The organism is Paraburkholderia sp. BCC1886 (genome assembly GCF_900996245.1).
In the GTDB taxonomy this organism is placed as follows: Bacteria; Pseudomonadota; Gammaproteobacteria; order Burkholderiales; family Burkholderiaceae; genus Paraburkholderia.
The window spans coordinates 1-13,512 of record NZ_CAAJGK010000049.1 but is presented as its reverse complement, the minus strand read 5'-3'; the positions used below and the strand labels follow the sequence as shown (position 1 = coordinate 13,512).

Sequence of the window (13,512 nt, the reverse complement as noted above, 5' to 3'; positions counted from 1 at the left end):
CCTTTGCTTAGCGCTACTTCGCGACGATCACGCCCTGCGCCTGCTGATGGAAATCGTCGAAGAATTTGTACTCGCCCGGTTCCAGCGGCGCGATGACGACGAAAGAATCCGCGCCCGGCGCCAGCACCTTTTCTTTGCGCAACTGCACGCTTTCGAATTCGGCCGCGCCTTTGCCCACGTTGTGCACTTCGATCTTGATGCGCTGTCCCGCGGGCACCACGATACGCGCGGGATTCAGCTTGCCGTCGTTCATTTCCAGTTTGAAGGTCGGCAGATCGGCGGCATGCGCGGTTCGAGCGCCGCACGACAGCCATGCGGCGCTCGCGAGAAGCGGAAGCATCGCGAGCCCGAGCCTGATCTTCCTGAGGACGCGGCCCACGCTCAGTACCCGCCCTTCTTGCCGATACCCGCGAAGGTGAAGTCGTAGTCGAGCACGAACGGATTGAACCACGGGCCTACGCCGGTCTCCTTGTCGACGTGACGGCCGAACGACTGGTGGCCCATCTGCATGGGCGGCTGGATAAACAGCTTCAGGTGATATTTGCCCGGGCCCTGCAACTTCACGTTGTCGCCGTAATGGGGACCGTCGCTCGCGACCATCGGCATCATGTCGCCTTTCAGGCTCTGCGTGGAGCCGGCTTTGGTCAATTCATACTTCACTTGCAGATACGGCATCCAGTCGCCCTCGGCGAAACCGGTGGGATTGTTCTTGACCGCGTGGATGTCCGCTTCCAGATGGACGTCCGAGTCCGACGCCTTGCGCATCATGCCTTCGGGTTCCATCGAGATAGGCTGCAGATAGACGGCGCCGACTTCCATACCGCTCTGGATCTGCTGTTTGCCGATCGGGTATTCCGCCGCCGTGACCGACCATGCTGCAAGAACTGCGAAAGCCGCTACGCCGCCGCGGACGAGTGAGGAGATCTGCATGGAAAAATTCCTGTTTTGCCGAGTGAAATCGAAGTGCCGGACCCGCTCGTTGTTATCTCTACTTCTTACTTTTATTGGTAATGAGAACGATTCTCAATAGTTAGGAATTTTATCATCGATTGTAAGGTTCGACAAACGACAAACGCCCGCCGTCCTGCTGTTTTCACAGCGGCGGCGGGCTCGGGCTCGTTGAAAATTTTTTGGTAAGAAAGACGGCGATGCGTTCCGCGGTGGGCGCGGAAGCAATTTGGAAAGCGGTGCGGCTTAACGTCGCCGCGCCGCTATACGAACAGACAGAAGAGGCGGTTACACGCCGGAAACGTGATCGCCGACATTCGCGCCAAACACACGTTGCCGCAACAACGACAACTGGTCGCGCGTCTGCGCGGCCTTTTCGAACTCGAGGTTCTTCGCGTGCTCCATCATCTGCTTCTCGAGCCGCTTGAGTTCCTTGGCCAGTTGCTTCTCGGACATGTCCTCGAATTTGGCACGGGTCTGCTGCTCTTTGAGCTCGGCGCGCGCGTCGTCGACGTTGTACACGCCGTCGATAATGTCGCGAATCCGCTTGATCACCCCGCGCGGCGTGATGCCGTTTTCAAGATTGAACGCGATCTGCTTGTTGCGCCGCCGCTCGGTCTCGTCGATTGCCCGGCGCATCGAATCGGTGATGCGGTCGGCATACAGAATCGCCTTGCCGTTCACGTTGCGCGCAGCCCGGCCGATGGTCTGGATCAGCGAACGTTCGGCGCGCAGGAAACCCTCCTTGTCGGCATCGAGAATCGCCACCAGCGACACTTCGGGAATATCCAGCCCCTCGCGCAGCAGGTTGATCCCGACCAGCACGTCGAACGTGCCAAGCCGCAGATCGCGAATGATTTCGACTCGCTCGACGGTATCGATGTCGCTATGCAGATAGCGCACCTTGACGCCGTGATCGGCCAGAAACTCGGTGAGCTGCTCGGCCATCCGCTTGGTCAGCACGGTCACGAGCACCCGGTCGCCGACCTTGACGCGCTCGTTGATCTCGGCGAGCACGTCGTCGACCTGCGAGCGCGCCGGACGCACCTCGATTTCCGGATCGACCAGTCCGGTAGGACGCACCAATTGCTCGGCCACCTGGCCGGCGGTCTTCTGCTCGTAATCGGCCGGCGTCGCCGAGACGAACACGACCTGGCGCATCTTGCGTTCGAACTCGTTGAACTTGAGCGGCCGGTTATCGAGCGCCGACGGCAGCCGGAAACCGTAGTCGACCAGATTCTCCTTACGTGCACGGTCGCCGTTGTACATGCCGTTGAGCTGGCCGATCAGCACGTGCGATTCGTCGAGCATCATGATCGCGTCCGACGGCAGGTAGTCGACGAGAGTCGGCGGCGGTTCGCCGGGCATCGCGCCGGAGAAGTGCCGCGAGTAGTTCTCGATGCCTTTGCAGAAACCCAGTTCCTGCAGCATTTCCAGATCGAAGCGGGTGCGCTGTTCGAGCCGCTGCGCTTCGACCAGCTTGCCGCCGCTATAAAAGAATTCGAGGCGCTCGCGCAACTCGTTTTTAATCGTTTCGACTGCCCGCACGACCGTGTCGCGCGGCGTCACATAGTGGGAGGACGGGTAGACGGTGAAACGCGGGATTTTCTGTTTGACCCGACCCGTGAGCGGATCGAACAGTTGCAGCGTTTCGATTTCATCGTCGAACAGTTCGAGCCGTACGGCCATCTCGGCATGTTCGGCCGGGAAAATATCGATCGTGTCGCCACGCACGCGGAACGAGCCGCGCTGGAAATCGGCTTCGTTGCGGTTGTATTGCATCGCGATGAGCCGCGCGATGATGTCGCGCTGGCCGAGCTTGTCTCCGGTGCGCAGCGTCAGGATCATCTTGTGATATTCGGACGGATTGCCGATACCGTAGATGGCCGAGACGGTCGCGACGATCACCACGTCGCGCCGTTCCAGCAGGCTCTTGGTGGCCGACAGACGCATCTGCTCGATATGCTCGTTGATCGACGAATCTTTCTCGATGAACAGGTCGCGCTGCGGAACGTACGCTTCCGGCTGGTAATAGTCGTAGTAGGAGACGAAATACTCGACCGCATTACGCGGAAAAAACTCGCGGAACTCCGAGTACAGCTGCGCGGCCAGCGTCTTGTTCGGCGCGAAGACGATGGCCGGGCGGCCCAGTCTCGCGATGGTGTTCGCCATCGTGAAGGTCTTGCCGGAACCGGTCACGCCGAGCAGCGTCTGGAACGACAGACCGTCCTCGACGCCTTCGACGAGCGTGTCGATTGCCGTGGGCTGGTCGCCGGCGGGTAGATACGGTTGGTACAGCTGGAACGGCGAGCCGTCGAACGTGACGAACTTGGATTCGTCCAGCGTCTCGTCGGCTTCAATCAGCGGTTGTTCGGACATGGAGCGGCACCGGCCTTAGGCAAAGGATCATTCTAACGGGTTGCGAGAGGCGCAGTTCGAGCGGAGAAACGCCACGACGATGCGGGGACGACGCAAACAGCGACACCCCCCGGCGAGCTGGCCCGGGCGACCGGCGCCGCCTACTCAGAACACCTCAAATTGCGCCGAATTGCCTGTTTTTCAAGCGAAATTCCCGTTCCGCCGACGCGGCCATCCGAAAACAGGCCGCGAATTCGTTACAATGCGAAGCTGCTCCCGTTCGTGACGGATCGCCTCCGGAAACGCGCGAAGCCGCCCTCTTTTCACTACTGCTGCCCACCCAACATGTCTCTGTTCTCCGCCGTCGAACTTGCTCCCCGCGACCCGATTCTGGGCCTGAACGAAGCCTTCAACGCCGACACGCGCACAACCAAGGTCAATCTTGGCGTGGGCGTGTATTTCAACGAAGAAGGCAAGATTCCGCTCTTGCGTGCCGTGCGCGACGCCGAAAAAGCCCGCGTCGAAGCCGCGCTGCCGCGCGGGTATCTGCCGATCGAGGGCATCGCCGCCTACGACGCGGCTGTACAGACACTGCTGCTCGGCACCGACTCGCCGCTCATCGCCGCGGGTCGCGTGGTCACGGCGCAGGCACTGGGCGGCACGGGCGCGCTGAAAATCGGCGCGGACTTCCTGAAACGCCTGAATCCGAACGGCAAGGTCGCCATCAGCGATCCGAGCTGGGAAAACCACCGTGCGCTGTTCGAGGGCGCGGGCTTCGAAGTCGTGTCGTATCCGTATTACGACGCGCAAACGCACGGCGTGAATTTCGAAGGCATGCTGAGCGCGCTGAACGGCTACGCGGCCGGCACCGTCGTCGTGCTGCACGCGTGCTGCCACAACCCGACCGGCGTCGATCTGAACGTCGAACAGTGGAAGCAGGTCGTCGAAGTCGTCAAGGCGCGCAACCTCGTACCGTTCCTCGACATCGCGTATCAGGGTTTCGGCGACAACATCGAAGCCGACGCCGCCGCCGTGCGTCTGTTCGCGGCATCGGACCTGAACGTATTCGTGTCGTCGTCGTTCTCGAAGTCGTTCTCGCTGTACGGCGAACGCATCGGCGCACTGTCGATCATCACTTCGAGCAAGGAAGAAGCGTCGCGCGTGCTGTCGCAACTCAAACGCGTAATCCGCACGAACTACTCGAACCCGCCCACGCACGGCGGCTCGGTGGTCGCAGCGGTGCTGGCTTCACCTGAACTGCGCGCCACGTGGGAATCGGAACTGGCGGAAATGCGCGACCGTATTCGCGCAATGCGCAATGGCCTCGTCGAACGGCTGAAGGCGAGCGGCGCGGATCGCGATTTCAGCTTCGTGAACGCACAGCGCGGCATGTTCTCGTACTCGGGTTTGACGGCGCCGCAAGTCGACCGTCTGCGTGAAGAGTTCGGCATCTATGCGGTGAGCACGGGCCGTATCTGCGTGGCTGCGCTGAACACGCGCAACCTGGACGCAGTGGCGAATGCCATCGCTCAAGTGTTGAAGTGAATCTGATGACTTGATCCTGCTCTTCCGGCAGCGTGATTCTGGTTGAACGCGCTCGTGCGGAAGGGTCGGTGAAAAAACGGCGCCTCGATGGGCGCCGTTTTTCTTTGCTACGGACTGTGTGTGAGGTCCGCGTTAAAGTTAGCGCGAATCCCGGTGGATATCGTGCGTGACAAAGCCCGCATCGTTGGTCGGCATCTCGAGCCAGTCTGGTTGCGACAGCGAATGGCGAATGTCTTCCAGGCCGCTTTGCCAGTGTTCACGCATGGTCGACAGGCCGAACTGGAAGTCCTTGTAATGGCCTTCGTATTCCTTGTGCCGGTAGATCAGGTGAATCACGTTGTAGCGCTTCGAGCAGGACAGGTCCTCGGCCAGCTTGCACCACGGATCGTCGCGCTGTTCGGACGGCACCCGGTCCAGCACTTCGCGCAATACATGCCGGAAACGCTGCGAGCGCTGCAGCATGTCGGTGACCAGACGCGTGCGGCTCGAATACTGAATGTCTTTCATGCGCCCCTGCACGTCGGTGATGTTATCCGGCACCGGCCCGACCGCGCTCCAGAGATCGACCTGGAAGGCGAGCGTGTCGCGACGTGGCGTGGACTGGATCACCTCGTAAAGCGGCGTATTCGACATCAGGCCGCCGTCCCAGTAGTACTGACCGTCGATCTCGACCGCGGCGAAGCCCGGGGGCAATGCACCCGACGCCATGAAGTGCTCCGGCCGCAGCGTTGTGTGCGTGTTGTCGAAATACGCGAAATTACCCGTGCCGCAATTGACTGCGCCGACGGATACCCGCATTTCACGCGAGTTGATCCGGTCGAAATCGCACAGCGCCTCGAGCGTGGCTTTTAGCGGCGTGGTGTCGTAGTAGCTCGCCATTTGTGGCGGTCCTGACACGGTGGGCAGCGGCGGCGGAAAGCGCGGCACGAAAAAGCCTTTCTGTCCTTCGACGATCGCACCTATCGCCTGCGTAGCCGTGAACGCTTTGCGCACGGCTTCGCTGGAATTGAACAGCGCGTGTTCGATGAAGGCCGGCAGCGGCGGCCCGAACGCCGGCTGACAAATCGTCTCCCAGAACTCCAGCAGGCGCTCGACACGCTTTTCAGGCGGATTGCCCGCGATGATGGCCGTGTTCAACGCGCCGATCGAGATACCGGCAAGCCAGTTAGGCGTGATACCGGCTTCGTGCAGGCCCTGGAACACGCCCGCCTGATACGCACCCAAGGCGCCGCCGCCTTGCAGCATGAGCGCGACGGTTTCGTAGTTGGGCACGTGCAGATGCCGACCAGGACGCGCGGATGGCGCCGAACCGGCGCCCGCGCCATCGCCCGCTGCTTCGTCGCAGGAGGCACCGACACGCGCCCGCTTGGGATTGCGTTGCGCCATGGCCGCCCCCTTATTGCATATACCAGCCGTGGCTCACGATAAAGGACTGGCCGGTCAACGCAGCCGTCGGGAATGTAGACAGGAACAGGACGGTTTGCGCCACGTCTTCCACGGTCGTGAAGATACCGTCGACCGTGCCGCCCAGCATGACGCGTTTGACCACTTCTTCTTCGGGGATGCCGAGCTCTTTGGCCTGCTCGGGAATCTGTTTGTCGACGAGCGGCGTGCGGACGAACCCGGGGCAGACTACATGCGAACGTACATTGTGTTTTGCGCCTTCTTTGGCGAGGACGCGCGAGAGGCCCAGCAGTGCATGCTTGGCCGTCACGTACGCGGACTTCAACGGCGAGGCTTCGTGCGAGTGCACTGAGCCCATGTAGATGACGATGCCGCCGCGGTCGTCCTTATACATGTGCTTGAGCGCCGCCTTGGTGGTGAGAAACGCGCCGTCGACGTGAATGGCCTGCATTTTCTTCCAGTCGGAGAACGAATAATTCTCGATCGGATTGACGATCTGGATGCCCGCGTTGGAGATGAGAATGTCGACCGAGCCGAGTTCGGCGACGACTTTGTCGATACCCTGGTTGACCGCGTCTTCGCTCGTGACATCCATGGCTACGCCAATCGCCTTGCCGCCGCCCTTCCTGATTTCTTCTGCCACCGCGTTTGCGCCGTCCTGGTTCAGGTCGGCAATGGCGACCGCCGCGCCCGCTGCGGACAGTGTCAGCGCAATCTGCTTGCCGATGCCGCTCGCGGCGCCGGTGACGACCGCGACCTTGCCATTCAGAGTTGTGTTCGTTGACGACATGCAGAACCTCCATGCAGTTGATGAGCAATGAGACCACGGACCGCGGGTGGCGTGAAGTCGGCCAAACGGCATAGGCCGTTCGGCCGAATGTTGCACTGCGGCCAAGGCTGCTATTGTGCATGAACCCCGTGAATTCCAGAGGTAAAAAGCACATTGAGTTTTATCTCTTTAAACTAGGCGTTTCCGGCGGAATTCCAGCGAGTCCCGCGATAGCGGCGGTATCAATCCAAGGAGGCATGCATGAATTATCGACGTCTAGGCCGTTCCGGCCTGCAGGTCAGCGAACTGTCCATCGGCTCGTGGGTCACTTATGGCAACCAGGTCGATCACCGCGCAGCGCGTGAGTCGCTCGCGGCGGCGCGTGACGCAGGCGTGAATTTTTTCGACAACGCCGAGGTGTATGCGGCAGGCCAATCGGAAGAAATCATGGGCCAGGCGCTCAAGGAACTGGCCTGGCCGCGCGTCAGCTACGTGGTATCCACCAAATTCTACTGGGGACTCGAAGAAGCGCCGAATCAATACCACACGCTCAATCGCAAATACCTGCTCAATGCGATCGACTCGTCGCTCAAGCGTCTGCAACTCGATTATGTCGACCTGGTGTTCTGTCATCGGCCTGATCCCAATACGCCCGTCGAGGAAACCGTCTGGGCGATGAGCGACATGATCACCCGCGGCAAAGCGCTGTATTGGGGCACGTCGGAATGGAGCGCAGACGAAATCCGCGCGGCTCATGACATTGCCGAGCGCCATCATCTGCATAAGCCAGTCATGGAACAGCCGCAATACAACCTGTTCCATCGCAAGCGCGTCGAGCAGGAATACAAGCGGCTGTACGAAGACATCGGCCTGGGTTTGACGACATGGAGCCCGCTGGCTTCCGGCCTCCTGACCGGCAAGTACCGCGATGGCATTCCGGCCGACAGCCGCGCGCAACTGCAGGGCTACGACTGGCTGCGCAAACAGGTCACGGACGCGGGCAAGAACAACGTGGTAGGCAAGCTCGGTGAAGTCGCCGACGAACTCGGTTGCACCGTCGGCCAGCTCGCTTTGGCGTGGATTCTCAAGAATCCGAATGTGAGCACGGTGATTACGGGCGCATCCCGCGTCGAACAGATTGGCGAAAACATGAAAGCCGCCGACGTGGTGGTTAAAATCACGCCCGAGGTGAAACAGCGGATCGAGGACATCATCGGCGACGCGTACAACTGAGCGGAATCGAGACGCAAGGCAACAGAGCCGGGCACAACGCAGCGGTCGCGTACAATACGCGACCGCGCTACACGCCAGTGTTCCACCCGAGCCTGTAGCCGCATTGCACCCGCAGCACCGGATCGTCTCGAACCGGCATGCCCTCTTTCGGCCTCACCTCATCATGCTCAGCTATCGCCACGCTTTCCACGCAGGCAATCACGCAGACGTTCTCAAACACGCGATTGCGCTGCATCTTCTGCGTTACCTCGGCCAGAAAGACAAGGCCTACTGGTACATCGACACGCACGCGGGCGCGGGCGTCTATTCGTTGAAGGAAGGCTACGCGACCAAAACCGGCGAGTTCCAGAGCGGAATTGCGAAATTATGGGAACGCAAGGATTTGCCGCCGCTGTTTGCCGATTACGTCGACGAAGTCGGTGCGCTCAATCCGGACGGCCAGTTGCGTTTTTATCCGGGCTCGCCGTATATCGCCTGGCGGCAGATGCGCGAGCAGGACCGCATGCGTCTGTTCGAACTGCACACCACGGAAATCGACGTATTGCGCCATAACTTCCGCGATGCGGGCCGCCGCGCAATGCTGTATGCGGGCGACGGCTTCGACGGCATTCTCGCGTTGCTGCCGCCGGCGCCGCGCCGGGCGCTGGTACTGATCGATCCGTCGTACGAAGATAAACGCGATTACACGCGCACCCTGCGCTGCGTCGAAGAGAGTCTGAAGCGCTTTCCGACCGGCACTTATGCGGTGTGGTATCCGCAAGTGCGGCGTCCGGAGTCGGTGCGCTTTCCCGAGCAGTTGAAAAAGCTGCAGCAGCGCAACTGGCTGCACGTCAGTCTGACCGTCAGCAATCCGCCTGCGGACGGCTTCGGGTTGTTCGGCAGCGGCATGTTCATCCTGAATCCGCCCTATACGCTGGCGAAAACGCTGAAGGACCAGATGCCCTGGCTCGTCAAAACGCTGGGCGAGGACAAGGCAGCCGAATTCAAGGTGGAGTATCGCGGCGACTAGGCGCCGCCGCCTCGTGCGCGCTTATTTGAATTGCGCTGCGGCCTTGCGGGCGAAATCGTTCGTATAGGTCGCGTTCAGATCGATTTTTTGCGGATCGAGCCGCTTGTCGAATGAAGACAGCGCACGCAAAGACGTGGCCGGACCGTCCGCGGGCATCATCCCATCCGGCGAATAGGCTTCACGCACGTTGTGGAAGGCCTCCACATAAAGCGGCGAGTCGTTCAGCAGATAGGCCGGGGGCACCATCTTCAGCAGATCGGCGTCGCTTGCGCTCTGCAGCCAGCGATCGGCGTGCACGATTGCATTGGCGAGCGCCTGCGTCGTCTTCGGATATTTCTGGATGAAGCTCTCCGGCGCGTACAGCGTCGCCGCGGGCATGGTCCCGCCGAACACCTCCTGCGTTCCCTTTACCGTGCGGGTGTCGACCAGCACCTTGATTGCACCGCTTCGCGTGAGTTTCGTCATCATCGGATCGACATTGGAGAGCGCGTCAATCTGGCCGCCGCTCACCGCGGCCAGCACGGTGGCGCCGCTGCCCACGCCGATCGCCGAAATCTCGTTGCGCTCGATGCCGGCGTGGCGCAGGGCTACGGTCAGCACGAGATCGGTCGAGGAACCCGGCGCGCTGACGCCGACTTTCGCACCTTTGAAGTCGGCCATCGTCTTTAGTTGATCGGCCTTCGGTTTCAGCACCGCCACGACGATCTGTGGCGCGCGGCCCATTAGCGCGAAAGCACGGAAGCGTTGCCCCTTGGCCTGCATGAACAACGTGTGCTCGAACGCACCCGCACCGACGTCCGCGCTGCCGCCCACGACTGCTTCCAGTGCTTTCGACCCGCCCGCGAAATCTTCGAGCGTGACGTCGAGGCCTTCTTCCTTGAAATAGCCGAGTTGTTGCGCGGCAAGCACCGGCAGATAGTAGAGACCCGGCAGGCCGCCGACCGCCATCGTCAGCGTAGGCTTTTCGGGGGTTTCTTTCGCGAGTGAGGCGAGCGGCGCTGCGGCGAATGTGAATAGCGCGATCAAAGCGCCGGCGGCACACCGCATCCGTTGAATGGGCATTCCAGGTCTCCTTGTTTTTCTGTCGATACGGCTGCTTCATGCCGGTCATCTCGCAATACTTGCGATGGCGGCGATGACTGGAAGGCCGCCGATCGATTGTCGTCGGACGGTTTCGCCCACGCTATGCGCCGAAACCCGAATAGCCGCTCGACGGGCTACTGCGCCCGAGGCGCCACGCGAGGTTGCGACTGCGACGTGCCGCCGCTACCCGGCAGAGAAATGTACGGCGCTACGACGATGGGCGGCGACGACTCGGGCGCCAGTTCGGCAGGCGTTGCGATGGGCCGTGCGCCGACGATCGGTTGGCGTGATAGCGGCGCGGTCTGCAGCACGGTTCCGCTTTGCCCGTCGCTGATACCGCTTTGCGTGTCGAGGACCAACGGCTGACGCGTGTCGCTCGAAGCGGCGAAGCTTGTCGGCGATGACAGAGCGACGGCGGCCACGAGTGCAATGGCGGTGCTAAAGAAGATGCGGTCTGAGCGGACAGGGAGCATGGCAGCGGGTCGGTCGAAGAGGTCGAAGGTCCGGGAGCAGTCTGATCGGGAAAGATCAGTTAGCGCCTTACCATACCGCTACACGGCTGCTACCGCTAGCCGGTATTCGCCACGTCCAGCGTCGGCAGGCCGTCAAACAAAGTTATGCAGTGCCCAGATGTGACAAAGCCCCGTTTGAACGGGGCTCAACACTTTGCTGCTCGGCCGCGCACGTTGCGCTGGCGGGTCAAACAAGCTACCAAAACAGCTTACAGCGAGTAACCATTGGCTTCGAGCGACCGGATGCGCTGTTCGAGTTGGACGATGTCCGACGACGACGCAAGATATGCTTCGCGACGATCGCGCTCTGCAGTTTCAAACCAGATGCTCAGCTTTTCAAGAATGTACGCAAACATGATATTTCTCCAAGGTTCAATTGAATCCCCGGTGAACTGAAAATCAGGGATTTCCCGTAAAAGGGTTAACCCGCATCATATAGCGTCAAGGTGCAACGTTGCTAGTGAAATGCCCGCATGGCGTGCATTCCGTTTTGGAATGATGCATTTAGTTGGTGCAAAATAAACGTTGATTTTCAAAGGAATAATTTGCGTGACAGAGCTCCTTAAGAGACTTTCCAGAATTTTCGCACTATTTCTGTGCGTTTTCCTTTGGGTTTTGATTGAGTTCACTAAAAGGTTGCACCGGTCTTTCAAGCGTCGATCAAATGGCTTTGAAGCTGTCACTAATTTGCTGTCCAGAGGCCGCTAATTGCTCGATAATTGGGCATTCGGGACGGTCGTCGCCATGGCAATGAGTCGCAAGATGGGCCAAGGTCTCGCGCATTTCCGTGAGCTCGGCGATTCGGCGGTCGAGATCCGCCACATGCTCCAGCGCAATCGCTTTCACTTCAGCACTTGCGCGCGAGCGATTTTGCCAAAGCGCCAGCAAACGACGGATATCGTCGACGAGGAAGCCCAAGCGGCGAGCCTGGCGGATAAAGCGCAGCGAGTGGACTTCCTGTGGTCCGTACAGCCTGTACCCTGCGCTCGTACGTCCCTTCGCGGCCAGCAGACCGACGCTTTCGTAGTAGCGGATCATCTTGGCCGTCACGCCCGAGGCGCGGGCCGCTTCACCGATATTCATCACATTCCTCGTATGCCTGGTTCACCACCTTCCCGTCATAGGAGGGCCCGTCTGCTCAGATACGGATTGGCAGGCATAATTCAATGCTCTTTTCACTCGCAATACGGAGGTAGCGCTATGACAATCGAATTCCAAGTTGAGGGCATGAGCTGTCAACATTGCGTAGCCGCGGTCACGAGCGCAATCCGTGAACACGACGGTACGGCGCAGGTTCACGTCGATCTGGCGTCCGGTCGGGTAGCCGTCGAATCGGCAAAGTCTGCGGACACGCTGAAGGCCGCCATCGATGAAGCCGGTTACACCGTGACGGGTATGTCGCGTGGGCCAGCTGGCTAGGCGGACGGGCGTCATGTTCAAGATTGCTGTCATTGGGGCATCCGGGATACTGGGTCGTGCGATTGCCCACGAGTTGGCGCGGCACGAGGACTGGAAGGTGGTGACGACAGCATTTAGCCGACCGGGACCCGACACAATCCAACTCGATATCCGCGATAGAAAGGCCGTCGCGGAGTTCGTCGAACGCGAGGCGCCGGATGCGCTGGTGATCGCCGCGGCGGAACGCCGGCCCGATGTCTGCGAAAAGCACCCCGATCTTGCCCGCGAGTTGAATGTGGATGCCGTGCGTACTTTCGCAGCGGCTGCAGAGCGGCGCGGCGCGTGGACGCTTTCTATTTCGACCGATTACGTGTTCGACGGCAAGCATCCTCCGTATAGAGCCGACTCGATGCCCGCACCGCTTAATGCTTATGGACGCAGCAAGCTGGAAGGCGAACTTGCACTCGAAGCCTCGACCCGGCTCGGTTGTGTGCTGCGCTTACCGCTGCTGTATGGCCCGATCGTCAGTTGGGCAGAATCGGCGGTGACTAGCCTCGTTCCAGCGATTGCCCGCTCGGCCGAGCCCGGCGGCAAAGTGGCTGTGATGGATGACTGGGCAGTCCGCTATCCCACTTTTACTCCTGATGTCGCGTTCGTGATCGGACAGATGCTGGAACGGCATGCGTTTGGCGACGCGATTTGCGGCATCGTGCAGTGGTCGGGCGACGAGCCGATGAGCAAATACGAAATTGCGATACGTCTGGCCGACGCGCTTCGACTAAATGCACAGTTGATGCCGGAGCGCTCGCCTGCCGACGAGACGCCACGTCCGCGTGACTGTCACCTTGTCTCGGACCGACTCGAGGCGCTCGGCATTGGCCGTCGCACAGCATTCGATGACGCGATTCGTCAAGTGCTCGAAGTATTTCCGTGGCGCGGCGTTGTGCCAGATCGTCGTTGAATGGGCGTTGGCTCGTGCGTGCCTAGCAGCAGACAAAAGCACTGGCTTGATGGAAACGGTGCCGGTCGTTTTGGTCTCGTTTTCGGCCTTGTTGACGCTATTGGTCGTTGGTTTTTATCTGGGCCGTTTTTATCTGGGCCGTAAACGCAGAAACCCCACCGTTGACGGGTGGGGTTTCTGTTGCTGCTGGGGAGCCTGACGATTACCTACTTTCACACGGGAATCCGCACTATCATCGGCGTGGAGTCGTTTCACGGTCCTGTTCGGGATGGGAAGGGGTGGGACCGACTCG

The 13,512-nt window shown here is 60.4% G+C and carries 14 protein-coding genes; 5 read left to right on the top strand and 9 right to left on the bottom strand.

Features of this window, described 5'->3' with window-relative positions:
• Positions 1-13: 13 nt before the first annotated feature.
• From FQ746_RS17020 to uvrB, 3 genes are all read right to left on the bottom strand, one after another.
• Positions 14-340, bottom strand: coding sequence for a cupredoxin domain-containing protein (locus tag FQ746_RS17020; RefSeq protein ID WP_144110543.1), 327 nt, complete (start codon positions 338-340; stop codon positions 14-16).
• Positions 341-381: 41 nt separating this feature from the next.
• Positions 382-930, bottom strand: a complete 549-nt coding sequence (locus FQ746_RS17015; RefSeq protein WP_144110542.1) for an iron transporter — start codon at positions 928-930, stop codon at positions 382-384.
• 306 nt (positions 931-1,236) lie between these two features.
• Entirely contained in the window at positions 1,237-3,327 is a 2,091-nt protein-coding gene (uvrB, locus tag FQ746_RS17010; protein WP_144110541.1) for an excinuclease ABC subunit UvrB, read from the bottom strand.
• A 324-nt stretch (positions 3,328-3,651) separates the two neighbouring features.
• Between uvrB and FQ746_RS17005 the strand changes: the two genes are divergently transcribed.
• Positions 3,652-4,851: an amino acid aminotransferase gene (locus tag FQ746_RS17005; RefSeq protein WP_144110540.1), complete on the top strand. Its 1,200-nt coding sequence runs from the start codon at positions 3,652-3,654 to the stop codon at positions 4,849-4,851.
• A gap of 138 nt (positions 4,852-4,989) precedes the next feature.
• Here FQ746_RS17005 and FQ746_RS17000 read toward each other — a convergent pair whose 3' ends face one another.
• Positions 4,990-6,237: a DUF3734 domain-containing protein gene (locus FQ746_RS17000; protein WP_144110539.1), complete on the bottom strand. Its 1,248-nt coding sequence runs from the start codon at positions 6,235-6,237 to the stop codon at positions 4,990-4,992.
• Between the two features lie 10 nt (positions 6,238-6,247).
• The gene (locus FQ746_RS16995; RefSeq protein ID WP_144110538.1) at positions 6,248-7,045 is read right to left on the bottom strand and encodes a 3-hydroxybutyrate dehydrogenase; all 798 of its coding nucleotides are present in this window, start codon (positions 7,043-7,045) and stop codon (positions 6,248-6,250) included.
• Positions 7,046-7,285: 240 nt separating this feature from the next.
• Between FQ746_RS16995 and FQ746_RS16990 the strand changes: the two genes are divergently transcribed.
• Complete coding sequence (locus FQ746_RS16990) at positions 7,286-8,257, top strand: potassium channel beta subunit family protein (RefSeq protein WP_144110537.1); 972 nt, start codon at positions 7,286-7,288, stop codon at positions 8,255-8,257.
• A 163-nt stretch (positions 8,258-8,420) separates the two neighbouring features.
• Positions 8,421-9,266, top strand: a complete 846-nt coding sequence (locus FQ746_RS16985) for a 23S rRNA (adenine(2030)-N(6))-methyltransferase RlmJ (RefSeq protein WP_144110536.1) — start codon at positions 8,421-8,423, stop codon at positions 9,264-9,266.
• A 21-nt stretch (positions 9,267-9,287) separates the two neighbouring features.
• Here the strand turns inward: FQ746_RS16985 and FQ746_RS16980 are convergent, their stop codons facing one another.
• From FQ746_RS16980 to cueR, 4 genes are all read right to left on the bottom strand, one after another.
• The gene (locus FQ746_RS16980; RefSeq protein WP_144110535.1) at positions 9,288-10,328 is read right to left on the bottom strand and encodes an ABC transporter substrate-binding protein; all 1,041 of its coding nucleotides are present in this window, start codon (positions 10,326-10,328) and stop codon (positions 9,288-9,290) included.
• Positions 10,329-10,483: 155 nt separating this feature from the next.
• Positions 10,484-10,822 carry a hypothetical protein gene (locus FQ746_RS16975; protein WP_144110534.1) on the bottom strand — a complete coding sequence of 113 codons (339 nt, stop codon included), beginning with the start codon at positions 10,820-10,822 and terminating at the stop codon, positions 10,484-10,486.
• A gap of 248 nt (positions 10,823-11,070) precedes the next feature.
• A complete protein-coding gene (locus tag FQ746_RS16970; RefSeq protein WP_144110533.1) occupies positions 11,071-11,217 on the bottom strand; it encodes a DUF3563 family protein in 147 nt (48 codons plus the stop codon).
• A 304-nt stretch (positions 11,218-11,521) separates the two neighbouring features.
• The gene (gene cueR / locus FQ746_RS16965; protein WP_144110532.1) at positions 11,522-11,944 is read right to left on the bottom strand and encodes a Cu(I)-responsive transcriptional regulator; all 423 of its coding nucleotides are present in this window, start codon (positions 11,942-11,944) and stop codon (positions 11,522-11,524) included.
• Positions 11,945-12,061: 117 nt separating this feature from the next.
• On the opposite strand from cueR, the gene FQ746_RS16960 reads away from it, so the two are divergent.
• The gene (locus FQ746_RS16960; protein WP_144110531.1) at positions 12,062-12,280 is read left to right on the top strand and encodes a heavy-metal-associated domain-containing protein; all 219 of its coding nucleotides are present in this window, start codon (positions 12,062-12,064) and stop codon (positions 12,278-12,280) included.
• A 13-nt stretch (positions 12,281-12,293) separates the two neighbouring features.
• Positions 12,294-13,220, top strand: coding sequence for a dTDP-4-dehydrorhamnose reductase family protein (locus FQ746_RS16955; RefSeq protein WP_144110530.1), 927 nt, complete (start codon positions 12,294-12,296; stop codon positions 13,218-13,220).
• The last annotated feature ends 292 nt before the right edge of the window (positions 13,221-13,512 follow it).

Excerpts from the sequence above, each read along its gene's own strand:
- FQ746_RS17020 (WP_144110543.1), bottom strand. The coding sequence starts at position 340 with ATGCTTCCGCTTCTCGCGAGCGCCGCATGGCTGTCGTGCGGCGCTCGA.
- FQ746_RS17015 (WP_144110542.1), bottom strand. The coding sequence starts at position 930 with ATGCAGATCTCCTCACTCGTCCGCGGCGGCGTAGCGGCTTTCGCAGTT.
- uvrB (WP_144110541.1), bottom strand. The coding sequence starts at position 3,327 with ATGTCCGAACAACCGCTGATTGAAGCCGACGAGACGCTGGACGAATCC.
- FQ746_RS17005 (WP_144110540.1), top strand. The coding sequence starts at position 3,652 with ATGTCTCTGTTCTCCGCCGTCGAACTTGCTCCCCGCGACCCGATTCTG.
- FQ746_RS17000 (WP_144110539.1), bottom strand. The coding sequence starts at position 6,237 with ATGGCGCAACGCAATCCCAAGCGGGCGCGTGTCGGTGCCTCCTGCGAC.
- FQ746_RS16995 (WP_144110538.1), bottom strand. The coding sequence starts at position 7,045 with ATGTCGTCAACGAACACAACTCTGAATGGCAAGGTCGCGGTCGTCACC.
- FQ746_RS16990 (WP_144110537.1), top strand. The coding sequence starts at position 7,286 with ATGAATTATCGACGTCTAGGCCGTTCCGGCCTGCAGGTCAGCGAACTG.
- FQ746_RS16985 (WP_144110536.1), top strand. The coding sequence starts at position 8,421 with ATGCTCAGCTATCGCCACGCTTTCCACGCAGGCAATCACGCAGACGTT.
- FQ746_RS16980 (WP_144110535.1), bottom strand. The coding sequence starts at position 10,328 with ATGCCCATTCAACGGATGCGGTGTGCCGCCGGCGCTTTGATCGCGCTA.
- FQ746_RS16975 (WP_144110534.1), bottom strand. The coding sequence starts at position 10,822 with ATGCTCCCTGTCCGCTCAGACCGCATCTTCTTTAGCACCGCCATTGCA.
- FQ746_RS16970 (WP_144110533.1), bottom strand. The coding sequence starts at position 11,217 with ATGTTTGCGTACATTCTTGAAAAGCTGAGCATCTGGTTTGAAACTGCA.
- cueR (WP_144110532.1), bottom strand. The coding sequence starts at position 11,944 with ATGAATATCGGTGAAGCGGCCCGCGCCTCGGGCGTGACGGCCAAGATG.
- FQ746_RS16960 (WP_144110531.1), top strand. The coding sequence starts at position 12,062 with ATGACAATCGAATTCCAAGTTGAGGGCATGAGCTGTCAACATTGCGTA.
- FQ746_RS16955 (WP_144110530.1), top strand. The coding sequence starts at position 12,294 with ATGTTCAAGATTGCTGTCATTGGGGCATCCGGGATACTGGGTCGTGCG.